18 protein-coding genes are annotated in these 13,708 nt (G+C 53.6%); 11 read left to right on the forward strand and 7 right to left on the reverse strand.

The genetic code is table 11. The features are described 5' to 3' along the window. The first annotated feature begins 136 nt into the window (after positions 1-136). Positions 137-376, forward strand: a complete 240-nt coding sequence (locus EG886_RS02595) for a YuzB family protein (RefSeq protein WP_124726676.1) — start codon at positions 137-139, stop codon at positions 374-376. A 52-nt stretch (positions 377-428) separates the two neighbouring features. Here EG886_RS02595 and EG886_RS02600 read toward each other — a convergent pair whose 3' ends face one another. After that, positions 429-1,154, reverse strand: coding sequence for a hypothetical protein (locus EG886_RS02600; protein WP_124726677.1), 726 nt, complete (start codon positions 1,152-1,154; stop codon positions 429-431). 139 nt (positions 1,155-1,293) lie between these two features. Next, positions 1,294-2,394: an aminofutalosine synthase MqnE gene (mqnE, locus tag EG886_RS02605; RefSeq protein WP_124726678.1), complete on the reverse strand. Its 1,101-nt coding sequence runs from the start codon at positions 2,392-2,394 to the stop codon at positions 1,294-1,296. 437 nt (positions 2,395-2,831) lie between these two features. Between mqnE and EG886_RS02610 the strand changes: the two genes are divergently transcribed. Together EG886_RS02610 and EG886_RS02615 are read left to right on the forward strand one after the other, a co-directional pair. Beyond that, positions 2,832-3,095, forward strand: a complete 264-nt coding sequence (locus EG886_RS02610) for an aspartyl-phosphate phosphatase Spo0E family protein (RefSeq protein WP_241154349.1) — start codon at positions 2,832-2,834, stop codon at positions 3,093-3,095. 79 nt (positions 3,096-3,174) lie between these two features. Then, positions 3,175-3,531, forward strand: a complete 357-nt coding sequence (locus EG886_RS02615; RefSeq protein WP_241154350.1) for a HesB/IscA family protein — start codon at positions 3,175-3,177, stop codon at positions 3,529-3,531. A 59-nt stretch (positions 3,532-3,590) separates the two neighbouring features. Here the strand turns inward: EG886_RS02615 and EG886_RS02620 are convergent, their stop codons facing one another. Both EG886_RS02620 and EG886_RS02625 read right to left on the reverse strand, forming a co-directional pair. After that, complete coding sequence (locus EG886_RS02620; RefSeq protein WP_124726680.1) at positions 3,591-3,848, reverse strand: hypothetical protein; 258 nt, start codon at positions 3,846-3,848, stop codon at positions 3,591-3,593. A 114-nt stretch (positions 3,849-3,962) separates the two neighbouring features. Next, the gene (locus EG886_RS02625) at positions 3,963-4,967 is read right to left on the reverse strand and encodes an NAD(P)/FAD-dependent oxidoreductase (protein ID WP_124726681.1); all 1,005 of its coding nucleotides are present in this window, start codon (positions 4,965-4,967) and stop codon (positions 3,963-3,965) included. 303 nt (positions 4,968-5,270) lie between these two features. Here EG886_RS02625 and EG886_RS02630 point away from each other — a divergent pair, with 303 nt between their 5' ends. From EG886_RS02630 to EG886_RS02650, 6 genes are all read left to right on the forward strand, one after another. Next, positions 5,271-6,458: an NAD(P)/FAD-dependent oxidoreductase gene (locus tag EG886_RS02630; protein ID WP_124726682.1), complete on the forward strand. Its 1,188-nt coding sequence runs from the start codon at positions 5,271-5,273 to the stop codon at positions 6,456-6,458. A 308-nt stretch (positions 6,459-6,766) separates the two neighbouring features. Continuing rightward, a complete protein-coding gene (locus tag EG886_RS13610; RefSeq protein WP_420894160.1) occupies positions 6,767-6,856 on the forward strand; it encodes a YuiA family protein in 90 nt (29 codons plus the stop codon). A 293-nt stretch (positions 6,857-7,149) separates the two neighbouring features. After that, the gene (locus EG886_RS02635) at positions 7,150-7,410 is read left to right on the forward strand and encodes a YuiB family protein (RefSeq protein WP_124726683.1); all 261 of its coding nucleotides are present in this window, start codon (positions 7,150-7,152) and stop codon (positions 7,408-7,410) included. 209 nt (positions 7,411-7,619) lie between these two features. After that, positions 7,620-8,708 (forward strand): class II aldolase/adducin family protein, encoded by a 1,089-nt coding sequence (locus EG886_RS02640; protein ID WP_124726684.1) that lies wholly within the window; start codon positions 7,620-7,622, stop codon positions 8,706-8,708. Positions 8,709-8,722: 14 nt separating this feature from the next. After that, positions 8,723-9,514, forward strand: a complete 792-nt coding sequence (locus tag EG886_RS02645; RefSeq protein ID WP_124726685.1) for an SDR family NAD(P)-dependent oxidoreductase — start codon at positions 8,723-8,725, stop codon at positions 9,512-9,514. 19 nt (positions 9,515-9,533) lie between these two features. Then, the gene (locus tag EG886_RS02650; RefSeq protein WP_124726686.1) at positions 9,534-10,406 is read left to right on the forward strand and encodes a diacylglycerol/lipid kinase family protein; all 873 of its coding nucleotides are present in this window, start codon (positions 9,534-9,536) and stop codon (positions 10,404-10,406) included. Positions 10,407-10,453: 47 nt separating this feature from the next. On the opposite strand, the gene EG886_RS02655 is transcribed toward EG886_RS02650, so the two are convergent. Together EG886_RS02655 and EG886_RS02660 are read right to left on the reverse strand one after the other, a co-directional pair. Beyond that, the gene (locus EG886_RS02655) at positions 10,454-11,272 is read right to left on the reverse strand and encodes a cobalamin-binding protein (RefSeq protein WP_124726687.1); all 819 of its coding nucleotides are present in this window, start codon (positions 11,270-11,272) and stop codon (positions 10,454-10,456) included. Between the two features lie 14 nt (positions 11,273-11,286). Beyond that, positions 11,287-11,769, reverse strand: a complete 483-nt coding sequence (locus tag EG886_RS02660) for a divergent PAP2 family protein (protein ID WP_124726688.1) — start codon at positions 11,767-11,769, stop codon at positions 11,287-11,289. A gap of 531 nt (positions 11,770-12,300) precedes the next feature. Here EG886_RS02660 and EG886_RS02665 point away from each other — a divergent pair. Further along, a complete protein-coding gene (locus tag EG886_RS02665; protein ID WP_124726689.1) occupies positions 12,301-12,567 on the forward strand; it encodes a hypothetical protein in 267 nt (88 codons plus the stop codon). Between the two features lie 40 nt (positions 12,568-12,607). On the opposite strand, the gene EG886_RS02670 is transcribed toward EG886_RS02665, so the two are convergent. After that, a complete protein-coding gene (locus EG886_RS02670; protein ID WP_124726690.1) occupies positions 12,608-12,937 on the reverse strand; it encodes a hypothetical protein in 330 nt (109 codons plus the stop codon). A gap of 171 nt (positions 12,938-13,108) precedes the next feature. Here EG886_RS02670 and EG886_RS02675 point away from each other — a divergent pair, with 171 nt between their 5' ends. Further along, positions 13,109-13,699: a Uma2 family endonuclease gene (locus EG886_RS02675; RefSeq protein ID WP_241154351.1), complete on the forward strand. Its 591-nt coding sequence runs from the start codon at positions 13,109-13,111 to the stop codon at positions 13,697-13,699. Positions 13,700-13,708: the final 9 nt, after the last annotated feature.

Below are 13,708 nucleotides of genomic sequence, written 5' to 3' on the forward strand. Positions count from 1 at the left end.
CGACAGGTTCGTTTCACCGATGGATCCTGCCGGTTTGCACAAAGCCGGCGGGATTTTTTTCATTGCTCCGGTTTTCCGGACGGAAGTGTATAATACGGGTGGGGAAAAGAATTGACAGCAAACGGAGTGACCATAGATGTTTCCGCTCGTGGAATTTTGCGTGAACAACCTCACCGATGAAGTGCTTGCCGTTAAGAAAAAACTGGAAGAAAACCGGGAGATCGATGTTTTGGAGTACGGGTGCCTCGGAAACTGCGGCCTGTGTGCGGAGAAGCCGTACGCGCTCGTTGACGGCGAGATCGTGTCCGCGGAAACGGGCGATGAGCTGTTGGAGAAAATCCTCAAGGCCATTGAGGAAATGGAAGTGAGGTACTGAAAAAGCAAGGCTTCCCTTTCACCGGGAAGCCTTGAGGCTTTTACATAGTGATTCAATTTGTTTTCGAATATTGATTGTTGATCTGGTGCAAAAACTCTTGGAACAGTTCTGCGGGAAATTCCTTCAAGTCAGGATGGCGTAAAGTAAGAGCATCCTCTCCCTCCAAATACCATCCAAAGTCTTGATCATATTTCCATTGTTGATCTTGAACGCGATGACAACACGTTTCAAGAATCACTTTCAACTCTTGATCGGAAAACAGGTTCAGGGAGCGCCAGGCTGATTCCGATTGTTTCTGCGCTTTTTCCAACTCTTCATCCGTCGTGATCAACGTGAACAGACTCAGCAATAAAAAAGGAGCACTTGGGCACTCCGGTACCTGTGGCGAAAGTAACTTTCCCAATTTTTCAATTTCACTCCAACGAAGAACATGGGGATGAGGACAATATCCATCCATCCACCCCAATTCGACCCCTTCCGGAACCGTATCGTGATACAGCTTCAATGAACAATACCAAAAGTATGGATCCACTTCAAAGCCCAATTGAAAAGATTCAGATGCCTTAAATCGTATTTCATGTTCCAATTCAGGATAGGTTCGATCATCTTGATAAGGAATGGACAGCCATGAATAATCCACTTTGGAAGGTTCTGTGATCCAAAAATAATCAGTCCAGAATGATCTTTTCTTCAAAGCTGTTTTCCATGTATCTGTCACCATATACACCTTTCTTTCGATAAATTCACTCTCGTTTATTACTAAATCAGAATGAATCATTCTTTGCAATCACTCAGAGAGACGCCTCATTGAGGAAAACGGGTCTGAAAACATGTAACCCCTGGTGCTTTTCTTGCGAAAAGAGCCAGGGGATTGTCATCCATCTCAGGCTTCCCTTTCACCGGGAAGCCTTGTTTTTTCATTTGTATTCTTCGATCACGTTGTAGAACGTATCCCGCTCCACCGGGATGCGGTTGGCCCCTTTGATGAGCCAAATCAGTTCATCTTTGGTCAGAGCCTGTTGGGTCAGGGCCCCGGCGGCGTGACTGATTCGCTCCTCGATCAACGTGCCGTGCAAGTCGGAAGCCCCGAAGTGCATGGAGAGCTGGGCCAGCTGCGTGCCGATGTTGATGAAGTATGCCTTGATGTGGGGGAAGTTGTCCAACATCAACCGGCTGATGGCCATGGTTTTCATGTCATCCATCGCCGTCGTGCGCCGCTTGATCGAAGCCCTGACGCTTTTCGGCTGAACGGCGAGCGGGATGAACACCATGAAGCCGCCCGTTTCATCCTGCAGTTCCCGAAGACGCAGCATGTGAATCAGACGCTCTTCCTTCGTTTCGATCGAACCGTACAACATGGTGGCGTGCGTCTTCAGCCCCAGTTTGTGGGCGATCCGGTGAACTTCCAGCCAATCGTCGGTGCTCGCCTTGTCGGGGCTCATTTTCAACCGGTATCGTTCGGTCAGGATTTCCGCTCCGCCTCCCGGCAGGGTGTCCAGGCCTGCATCGATCAGTTCTTTGAGCACCGCTTCGAAGCTCCGGCCGGTGATCCGGGAGAAGAACTCGATTTCCGCGGCCGTGTAAGCCTTGATGGTCACATGCGGAAAGTGTTTTTTGAGCGTGGAAATGGTCTCCAGATACCAATCGAAACCTACCACGTGATTGTGACCGCCCACGATGTGAAACTCGCGGATTCCGTCATAATACCGCTGATTGACGTATTCCAGCAGCTCTTGCGTGGACATCGTGTAGGCGCCTTCTTCTCCGGGATCCCGCCGAAATCCGCAAAACGCGCATTTGGCTTCACACACGTTGGTCGGGTTGATGTACATGTTTTGAATGAAGTATACGCGGTTTCCGTTTTTTCGCAGGTTGACTTCGTTGGCCAACTGGGCAACGGTGAGCAGATCCTCGGACTCGTACAGGGCGAGACCGTCCTCCAGAGTCAGGCGTTGACCGGCCCGCACTTTTTCGGCGATTTCCGCAATCCGGCGGTCCGCAGGGGTTGTTTGAATCATGAGGGTCCTCCTCCCGGATGACATCATGTCGACTTGATGCTTGCATGAAAGATAACAGGGCAACATCCGGCGATTTTCGTTCGTGGACGGTGCCCCGATCCGGAGTGTGAAAAATTGCACAAAATCAGGCCGCACCACTTCCGAACCACTCGGAAGAGGTGGTGATGCTTCTATCATTCTAACACAGGCGGGCCGAGAAGGAAATGAACCGGGAACTTCTCCCCGGCGGTTTCGGATCTTCACGGATTCTGTCTGATGCCGTCGTTCTTTCCGGTTTGGTCAAATCCCGGAAGAGCGGGAGGAAAAATGTAAAATTTCCTCCTTTTCAAAAGACTGATGTCGGTGTATACTTGGGGTGACAAAAAAACTCGAACACATGTGCCTATTTTTTATGAAGAAAAACAATCAAAGGGTCAAGACAAAAGGAGGCGGTCCGTTTGACAACTGATGTTTGGAAACGGACTTTGGAACACAGAATGGAAATGGTGCGAAGACAAATGGAGGAAACGGCCGGACAGTTGGGAATCGGTCATCCGGCGGTGTACCGGCTGAGCCTGGAGCTGGACCGGTTGCACAACGAATGGGAGCAGTGGGCGGCTCGGGAGAGAAACCGTCGGGAAAGCCGGTATTGTTGTGCGCATGGAGGATGTCAGGTCCGGGAAACGCCTGACTATTTGTACTTTCGGGTCCGGGCGATGTGAATCTTTGCGTTGGTTCCGCCTTCTCTTGAGTCCCGTTTCGGCAGACTGGTATACTGGAAGGAGAAGGAGGGAAAGGCCCGTGATCGAATTGACGGAACAAGCCGCCGCGAAAGTTCGCGAAATGTTGGCGGAGGAAGAACATCCGGAGAAGCTGTACCTCAGGTTCAGTGTCCAGTACGGAGGTTGCAGCGGGCTTTCTTACGGTCTGGGGTTTGATCAGGAAAAGACCGACAAGGATGAAGTGCTGGAATTTCACGGAGTCCGTGTGCTGGTGAACCGAAACGACGAACCGTTCATCAAGGGAACGGTGATTGATTATAAAGAGTCTTTGATGGGTGGGGGATTCAGCATTGAAAACCCCAATGCCATCGCCACCTGCGGTTGCGGTTCTTCGTTCCGGACCGCCACTGAAGCCGGAAAACCGGAAGATTGCTGAAAAAAAAGAACCGGTCCGTGCAAACGGACCGGTTTTTTTCTTTTCGGAAAGATTCGCTTTCAGAGCGGAAGTTCTCCGATCAACCGGATTTCTTTGTGTCCGCAGGACGGACACCAGATTTGGTGGGGGCATCGGTGCGATTCGAGATCATGCAGCCCGTCCGTCATCTTCAGATCATCGATCGGGCGGTACGGGCTGTAATCGCCGAACAAATCCAATACCCGCCCGGCGTCCGCCAACTCATGCCCGCATTTCGGACACCCTGCCCTGAAGACGTCCAATCCGTTGCACACGGGACATACCGACGTAAGACGCATGCAAACATCCCCCCTCTTGCTTTTCTTAGTCTTTGGCAATCGGGGGGGATGGCATGAATGGTTTCCGACTTCAAGAAATCAGGCCGGGTGGATGCATCGTCGTGACGGTTTTCGTCAGAACTTCATGTTGGAGCTGTGGCCGGGTTGCAGTCGTGCATCCGGATCGATGTATTGTTTCGCGTTGTTGACGGCGGTGGGCGCTTCGCCGAATCCCACGGCGATCAGTTTCACCTTGCCGGGGTAGGTGGCGATGTCTCCGGCGGCATAGATGCCGGGGATGTTGGTTTCCATGCGGGAGTTCACCTTGATGGAACCGCCTTCAATTTCAAGTCCCCATTCCTTGATGGGTCCCAACGAAGACACAAAGCCGAAGCTGACGATCAAGGCGTCGACATCCAGGGTTTCCCGGGTGCCGCTCTTCTTGTCCGCGATCGTGACCCGTTCGATCCGTTCATCGCCGTGAAGTTCTTCGATTTCTCTGGGCGTGATGATCCGGACGCTCGATTCCTGCAGTTGACGGACACTGTGTTCATGGGCGCGGAATTTGTCACGACGGTGAATCAGCGTCACGCTTTTGGCGATCGGCTCCAGCATCAGGGCCCAGTCCACCGCGGAATCTCCGCCGCCGGCGATCAATACGTCTTTCCCGGCGAAAGATTGTTTGTCCGTGACGAAATAATGGAGATTGGAGGATTCAAACCGTTCCGCTCCGGGCACATCCAATCTTCTGGGTTCAAACGCGCCGCATCCGGCGGTGATGATCACGCTGCGGGCATAATGGGTTTGTTTCTGGGTGACGATTTCAAAGAGGCGTTCTTCCAGCTTTTTCACCTGAAGCACTTTCTCGTCCAGGCACCAAACGGGTTGGAAACGGCTCGCCTGTTCGATCAGGTTGTTGACCAGGTCCTGTGCGGTCACTTTGGGGAAACCGGCGACATCATAAATGTATTTTTCCGGATACAGGGCCGAGAGTTGACCGCCGAGTTGAGGCATGCTCTCGATCACCTTGACCGAAGCTTGGCGCATGCCGGCATAAAAAGCGGCGAACAGGCCGGCGGGACCTCCGCCGATGATCGCAATGTCCGTGACGTCCCGTTGATCTGTATGCACCAATGCCATTCGCACCTCCGAATATTTAAAATATACAGTGAAAAAATGAGATTCGACAACAATATCATAACGCAAATCAGGACGGTTGGTCATGCAGTTCAAAAATTACCACATGAGTTCGTGTTTTTGTCGAAACTGGGAAAAATAAACGGAAATCATGTGAACAAAAAGTCCTTGCCAAAAGATCGTGAAAATCATATCATAAACAATGGCATGATTCAATACGAACGTTGAAAGCCCTTTCTCACACTTTGTGAGATCTTTTACATTTCTCCCCACGACGGGACAAAATCTCGGATGGAAGTGATCAGCATGAGTGTACCGAAAATCGTCATCCTGGGTGCAGGATTCGGAGGACTGATGACGGCCAAGGGGCTGCAAAAGGAGCTCGGTTACAACGAAGCCGACATCACGCTGGTGAACCAAAACTCCTATCACTACATCACCACCAAGCTTCATGAGCCCGCGGCGGGAACCTCCCATCATGACCATGCCCGCCTGTCGATCTCTTCGGTCATCAATACCAACCGGATCAAGTTCATCCAGGATCGCGTTTCGGCGATCAAGCCGGAAGCGAAAGAAGTTCACCTTGAAAACGGTGAACCGCTGTCCTACGACTATCTGGTCGTGGCATTGGGCGGCGCGCCGGAAACTTTCGGCATCAAGGGTCTCTTGGAGAATGCGTTTTTCATCCGCAACATCAACAGCGTGCGCATGATCCGTGAACATATGGAGTACATGTTCTCCCGTTACCAGGAGGAGAAGCGGGAAGACCTGATCACCATCGTGGTGGGCGGTGCCGGATTCACCGGCATCGAATATGTGGGAGAATTGGTTGACCGCATGCCGGAACTGTGCCGTGAATACGACATTCCGCTGGAAAAAGTGCGCATCATCAACGTGGAAGCGGCGCCCACCGTGCTTCCGGGCTTTGACAAGGAACTGGTGGACTATGCGGTCAAATACCTGGAGAGCAAAGGGGTCGAATTCCTCATCAGCACGCCGATCGAAGAATGCACCGAAGACGGCGTGATCCTCAAAGGCGGCAAGGAGATCAAAGCGGCCACCATCGTGTGGACCGGCGGCGTCCGCGGAAACAAAGTCGTCGAGGAATCCGGCATCGAGACCATGCGCGGTCGCGTGAAAGTGGACGAGTATCTGCGTGCTCCCGGATACGACAATGTGTTCATCATCGGAGACAGCTCCCTGGTGTTCAACGAGCAGGAGCGCCCGTATCCGCCGACCGCCCAAATGGCCACCCAACAAGGACAACATCTTGCCAAGAACATCGCATCCCTGATCCGCGGCGGTGAGTTGAAGCCGTTCAAATACGAGCCGAAAGGAACCATCGCTTCCCTGGGAAACAAAGAAGCGATCGGAATCCTCGGAGACAAGAAGATGACGGGTTGGTCCGCCGCATTCATGAAAAAGATCGTCGACCTGCGTTGGCTGTTCCTGCTGGGCGGCATTTCGCTGGTTCTTCGCAAAGGAAAACTTTGATCGGTCAACCGGAAACAAACGCTCCCCGACCGGGCAGGTATCTTCGTGCCGATGCGCGCGTGGAAAACGACCGGGAAGGGAGCGTTCCCTTTGGCTGTTTTTTTTCTGTATTTTCGGAAGATGATCCGGAAATCCAAGAAATCGGATGAAAGAAGGAGATGGAATCGCTTACATTCGAAATGTCGACGTAAAATTCCTTAACTTGGAACTTCTCTTTTTTTCATGTATCATATATAATATTCAGAAAAGGAAGAGGGGCGATTTATTTGGAAAACCAAACAACAACGGCATTGAAAGAGAAAACCTGCGTGTATTGCGGCGGGGATGGCTACGTTCATCTTCTCCTCGGCGGGTCGGAAACCTGTCATGCCTGCAAAGGAACAGGAAAGCAGTCCTGAAGGGGTTCTTGTTGCCTGTTTTATCCTGAATGTTCACAATATTGAAAAACAAAACCCAAAGTCTTCCTGATGCGAGTGATGCACTTTTTCCTGTTGAACTTTTTCCATGATCCCGCCTTGCGTCCCGCGAGAAAACGGAGCAAGGAACGGCGTCGGGAGACTTTGGCCCTCCCCCCGGATGTTCCGGGGTTTTTTTTGTTCGAAACCCCTTTCATTTGACCGTCCGAAACCCGTCCGGTACAATAAGGGACGGAATCAACGCTTGATTTTACCCGTCCCAAGGAGGCGGTCCCATGTATCTGGCACAACTGATCGTTGCCATTCCGCTTCTGTTCGTGCTTTTTTTCGGAATCGGCTTCATTTTGAACATGATCCTCAAAACCACCTGGCTTCCGCTTGCGATTTTCCTGGCCGTGGTGATTTACGTGGGCAAGGATGTGACTCAAATCTTCACGGTCGTCAACATGGTTTTGTTTTTTTCGGGTTTGGCCGGAACCGTTGGTGGAATCTGGACCATCAAAACGCTCCGGGCCAAAGGGTACAAGATGTTTTGAGGGCTCCCGCTTGTTGAACGAAAAACCGGTGTGCCGTTTGTCGCCGTCTCCCGTTCAAATCGGGGAACGGTGGGAAACGGCATCAACCGAAACGAGACGTTCGGCTCCCGGATTGGCGGGGGCTTTTTTGTATTCATTTCCTGAGAAGGAATAGTGTTCCAGTTTCGAGGAGCATACTACCTTGTGAAAATGCAAGGAGGGAGATCCTCATGGACAGGTACTATCTGGCCGGAGACTGGAACAGAACCCCGACTCTTCAGCGGTTTAAAGAGCAAATGAAACAGCGGCTGGAAGCGACCGGCTACGTGCCCGGCGATGAAAGCGGCGAAGACATCCGCATCGTGCTGAACGCGGTGGATCCGGACCATCCCCGTCATTTCCGGCGGAAAGGGAAGGGCACGTTCGTGGTGACGGTGGCTGAATCGGACCGGCCGATGGGTCATGTGCTGCGGACCGCGTATCCGGTACTGGTGCGTTCGTTGGGCAATTTGCTGATCTGGCTGGACCGGTCGGCCGATCCCGCCAACATGTGGTTTGTCACGCTTGAGCAGGGATGTTATTCCATTCCGGAAGATCCGGCCGACGGGGCCTGTTTCGACAAAGTGTTTGAGCGTCTTCTCCCCTTGGCGACCTCCCGGTTGGTCATCGACAACATTTTCGAACCGGATTTGCCGGAACATCTCCACCACGGGGATGATGCCACCCGAAGTTTGTCGGAGGCCGGCAAAAAACTGGATCGGATGAATTTGCTGCCGGCTCCTTTTCCGATCGAGGAACTCCTTTCTCCCCGGGAGCTCCGTCACATCAAGCGGCTTTACGGGATCGGCGGCCTCAGTTACGGCAATTTGAGTGTCCGGCAGGAAGGGAATCGCTTCTGGATGAGTGCCAGCGGAGTGAACAAGGCCGATCTGCGGGAGATCGGAAGGGACATTTTGCTCATCAAGGATTTCGATGAAGAAAAAGCCGCCATGAGAATCAGCGTTCCTCCCCATGTGGAACCGAAGCGGGCCTCCGTGGATGCAATCGAACACTGGATGATTTACACGGAGCATCCGGAAGTGGGGGCCATCGTGCACATTCATGCCTGGATGGAGGGAGTCCGGTCCACGGAGATCAACTATCCCTGCGGGACGGTTCAACTGGCGGAAGCGGTGGCCGATCTCGTCCGGCAAGCGGATGACCCCGCCGCGGCGGTGGTGGGACTCAAAAACCACGGGCTTACCATCACGGGTCGGAACCTCGAAGACATTTTCCAAAGAATCGAAGGAAAGATCATTCCCCAGGTTCCGATGAACTGAAGAGGTCATCCCCCATGAAACAGCGAATCGTATTGGTGACCGGTGCATCCAGCGGCATCGGAACGGAATTGGTCCGGCTTTTGGCCGCAAGAGGAGATGTTCCCGTCATGGCGGCGCGGAAGATCGAGGTGCTGGAGGAACTCAGACGGGAGATCGGGACGGGGCTTGTCTTCCGCTGTGACGTGACCGACGGCGAACAAGTGTCCCGATTGATCCGGGAAACGGCAGGCCGCCTGGGCAGGATCGACGTGTTGGTGAACAATGCCGGGTTCGGTAAATTCGGGGGGCTCTTGGATGTGCCGATGGATGAGTACCGGGCGATGATGGAGGTCAATTATCTGGGAGCCGTACGGACGACGATGCAGGTGATTCCCGTCATGCTGAAGCAGGGTGGAGGCAGGATCATCAACATTGCGTCGGTGGCCGGACTCACGGGCATCCCCAATCTGGCGGGTTATGTGGCCAGCAAATACGCTCTGATCGGTTTTTCCGAATCGGTCCACATGGAGTACGCGCCGCGAATCCGGGTTGGCGTGTTGTGTCCGGGACCGGTGGACACTCCGTTTTTCGGAGACGATCATCCGCGCGATCTGTTTCCGGGGGTTGTTTATCGGCAAATGCTTGATGCCCGCACCGTTGCCGAAGAAGCGATGAAACTGATGGATCGCCCCCGTTTTCGCGTGATTCCCTCCGGCATTCGCTGGGCATTCCGCATTCGCGGATGGTTTCCCGCTCTCAGCCGGGCGGTGACGGGGAGGTTGTACCGTCCGTTGCTGAACAAAGGCGGCATCAGGTCACAAGTTTGAACATCGGGGTGGGAGAGGCGTGTATCTGTTTGTCGTCAATCCGGCTTCGGGCCATGGCCTGGGGCATCAAACGTGGCAATTCACGGAAAAACTGTTGCGTGGACAAGAAGTCTCCCATCGGGTGATTTTCACGACACAGGGAGACCCTGTCGGGGACAGGTTGAAACGGATGTTGGATCAACTGGCACCCAAAGCCGTGGTCGTGGTGGGCGGAGACGGAACGGTGAACGAGGTGGGGGGGATCCTCGCGGGCAGCTCCGTTCCCTTGGGGCTGATTCCGGCCGGCCGTGGTAATGATTTTGCCCTTGCCCACCGGATTCCGCTTCATCCCGAACAGGCACTGAAACGGATTCTGGAAGACAGGCCGGTCTGGCAGGACACGGCGGATCTCGGATTCCGGAAGATGATCGGATTCATGGGAGCGGGATTTGACGCCGTTGTGGCGGACACGGTCAACCGGAACCGCCCCAATCGCTGGTTGGGAAGGCTTACATACGGCCTGGAGGCGATCAAGGCACTGCGCGGTTTCAGGCCGCATCGGCTGGAACTGACGGTGGACGGGGAAAAACAAGAACATGACGGCGTTTGGTTGGTGGCGGTCACCAACATCCCCAATTATGCGGGCGGAATGAAGATTTGCCCGGGAGCGGTGCCGGATGACGGAAAGCTGGACATCTGCCTGGTGAAGGACCTGGCGGCTTCCCGGTTCTTGCGTGTGTTCCCCAAGGTGTACGGCGGCAAGCATGCGGGAGATCCTTCCGTGCATTTTCTGAGGGGAACGGACATCCACATCCATTCAGAAGAACCCGTGATGTTGCACGTGGACGGAGAGGTTGTCGGGCGCGTTCCCGTGCGGATCCGGGTTCAGCCCAAATCCCTGATGGTGCTTTGAAAAAACCCCCGGCGGCGTTCGTGAACATGCCGCGCGGGGGCTTTTTGTCACAAATGGTTGGAGGCGTAGGGATCGTCCGGAACCACCGGACGAAACCGGTCCGGATACAGAAGATGGGCCAGATGTTTCAAGCCCGTGAGCAGGCGGGGAGAAGGCCGGCAATACCAGCCTTCTTCGAGGATGTGCACACGGGATTCTTCGGCGAAGGGTTCACCCTGCCAAGCCGGTCTGGACGTGATCAGGGACGGTTTGACCCGATGGCTCGGAACCCCGGTCCACACCGCAAGGACCCGGTCCGGCCTCCGGCGCTTCACTTCTTCCCAGTCGGTACGGACGCTGCCTGAAGGTTCGTCTTCGAACACATTGACGGCACCTGCCAATCGGCTCAGTTCCGTCAACCAGTTGCGTCCCCCCGGCGTAAACACCGGTTTGGGCCACCATTCCCAGTACAACCGGACGGGAGCGGGATTCTTCGGAATGCGTGAAGCCACGGAACGGACCTCTTCCAGGAAACGACGGGCCTCTTCCTTTCCGCGATCCGGCATCCCCAATTCCGCTCCCAGGCGGCCGAGGTCTTCGGCGATGTCGGCGAATGTTGTCGGGTTGAGCACCACGTGCGGGATCTTTTCGCGTTCCAGTCGTTCCACGTTCTTTTCCATGCCGGGGACGCTCAGGGAGGCGATGACCAGATCGGGTTTCAATGCTTTCACCTTGTCCATGTCAATGTCAAGATCCGGACCGACACGGGGAAGGTGACCCAGACCGACGGGCCAGTCGGACCAGTCATCCAGACCGACAAGCTTGTCGGCGGCACCGAGAAACCAGATCAATTCGGTATTGCTGGGGCAAATGGAAATGATGCGCATGGTCAATCCCTCCGTCAACCCCAGAGCCAATACATGACGAGTGCGACGGCGATGCCGAACCAGGCGCCCGTAAACACTTCAATCGGCTGATGACCGAGAATTTCCTTCAGTCTCGTACCCGTCTCTCTGGGAGAAAAATCCTTGATGTGGCGCAGTTCCCCGAGCAATGCCGCAAAATCGTCCACCAGCTGATTCAGCACGCGTGCCTGCATGCCGGCATGACGACGTACACCGGTGGCATCGTACATCACGATGATCGCCAACACGCTGCTGACGGCGAAAGCGGCGGAATCCCATCCGCGATACAGTCCCACGGCCACCGCCAACGAAGACACGGCGGACGTATGAGCACTCGGCATACCGCCTGAACTGAGCAGCCAGTTCCAGTCCCAGCTGCGGGTGACGATGAAATTCCAAAGCACTTTCAGAATCTGTGCCAGCAGGATGGCCGTCAGTGATGTCCATAGCGGAAAATTGACGAGAAGCTGATGCAGCATGCGAACAGGTCACCCTTTCGTGGGGGCTTGGGTCAGCGACCCGAACGGCCTCTCCATGCCAGAGCCATTCATCCGGTTCAGTGAAACTATTTCATTATATCGCATCAACCGAACCTTTTTAAACGGGGGTTCTCATGTCTCCTGAAAAAAGATCGGGAACGTCAAGTAAAATCCTGTGAAATTTATGGGTCATTTCATAGAAAAAAATCTATGAAATCAGTATACTATTCTTACAAGAGATCTGAACATGTTCACCGTCTGAACGGATCCTCCGACATGCGTTGAAGCGCTTTCCGGAAAATCGGAACGATCCGTGAATCTTCATGTCTCCGTGCACCTTCTCAAGAATGTGATTCGCATGATGAAATCATTTTATTCCGGCCGGAAGGATTATCCAGACCGGGATCGAAACACAACAGGGGATTGTCAGCGGATGAACCAAGAGGTATTTATCAGAATAATGGAACAACTAATTCTAATTTTGTAGGATTTTATTATATCGAATAAGTATCAGATGTGGAGGAAGGGTTCATGTGGGATCATTTGCCGGAATCATTGCCCATCATTCATGATCTCGAGTGCCCGGAATGCGGGACACGGTTCAGATTGCGCGACGATACTCCCGTCAAAGACAAGGTCGTCTGTCCGGGATGCGGAAGGCGCAGACCGTATGGGGAATGTGTCACGCATGAAGCATTGATGCACGAATTGTCGATCGCCGCCCGAAAATTGGCCAAAGCGGTGTTTCAATCCAAGAACGAATCGGGAAAAAACGGACCTTCCGAAGAAGAGGACTGAAGTGCTCCGGAAGGTCCGAAGAGACGTTTCACGGATTTCGTTACGGACATGGCAGGCTTTTTGCGGCGGGAAGCCGGGACATGGCCAGGACTTCCGCTTTGTCCGGGGCTTCATGAACCACTTCCAGCACGTGTTTGAGAACGAGATAGGCCGAAAAAGGGTCCGCGAGATAATTTTCCGTATAACACAGACGGGTCTCGGGACAGAGGAAGAAGGCCCCGATTTCCTCCAGTTTGCGGATTTTTTCCTTGACGGATGCGAGGATCTCGGGGTTGTCACTGGAAAGAGTGCCTTCCCGCCAGATCAGGGTGACGGGTTCGTAGAGCCATCCCTTGATCACAAATTCCCGGGCGTCTTCCGATTTCGGCATGAAGTTCTCCCTCCGTTCCATCTGCTGTCACGATCGGTCCGTTTCCAAGCTGAATTCGATTTCTCCGATCTGTTTCCTTCCGGATTATTTTATACCAAAATGAAATGCCTGAAAATACGGGCAATGCATGAGGGGGTTTGGTGTATAATGTCCATACAGGGAGGTGACACCGTGAAAGCCCCCACGTTTCACGAAGGAATCAAATACTCGTACCGCGATTATTTGCAATGGGACGATGAGCAGAGTTGGGAGATCATTGACGGTGTCCCGCACAACATGGCTCCGGCCCCCTCATCCAAGCACCAGGAAGTTCTGGGCAACGTGTTTGCTCTGTTTCATCAGTATTTGAAAGGAAAACGGTGCAAGGTCTACATCGCTCCGTTTGAAGTGCGACTGTCTGAATCGGGTTTGGATGAAGAGACCTTCAACATCGTGCAGCCGGACCTCACCGTGGTGTGCGACCGGAAAAAAATCGACGAACGGGGATGCAACGGCACCCCCGATCTGATCGTGGAAGTCTTGTCGCCGGGCATGGCGGCCAAACGGGACAAGATCGTCAAATTCGAACTGTATGAGAGATTCGGCGTGAAGGAATATTGGATTGTCGATCCGTATCATGAAAACGTGGAAGTGTTTCTGCTGGAGGAAGGAAAGTTCGGGAACCGGCAAGTGTATGTCAAGGGGGATGTGTTTGCCGTTTCCCTGTTCGGGGATCTGCTCATCGATCTGAATGCCGTCTTTCAGGAGGAGTCTTTCGAATGATCATTCGAA

Source organism: Staphylospora marina (assembly GCF_003856495.1).
Lineage (GTDB): Bacteria > Bacillota > Bacilli > Thermoactinomycetales > Thermoactinomycetaceae > Staphylospora > Staphylospora marina.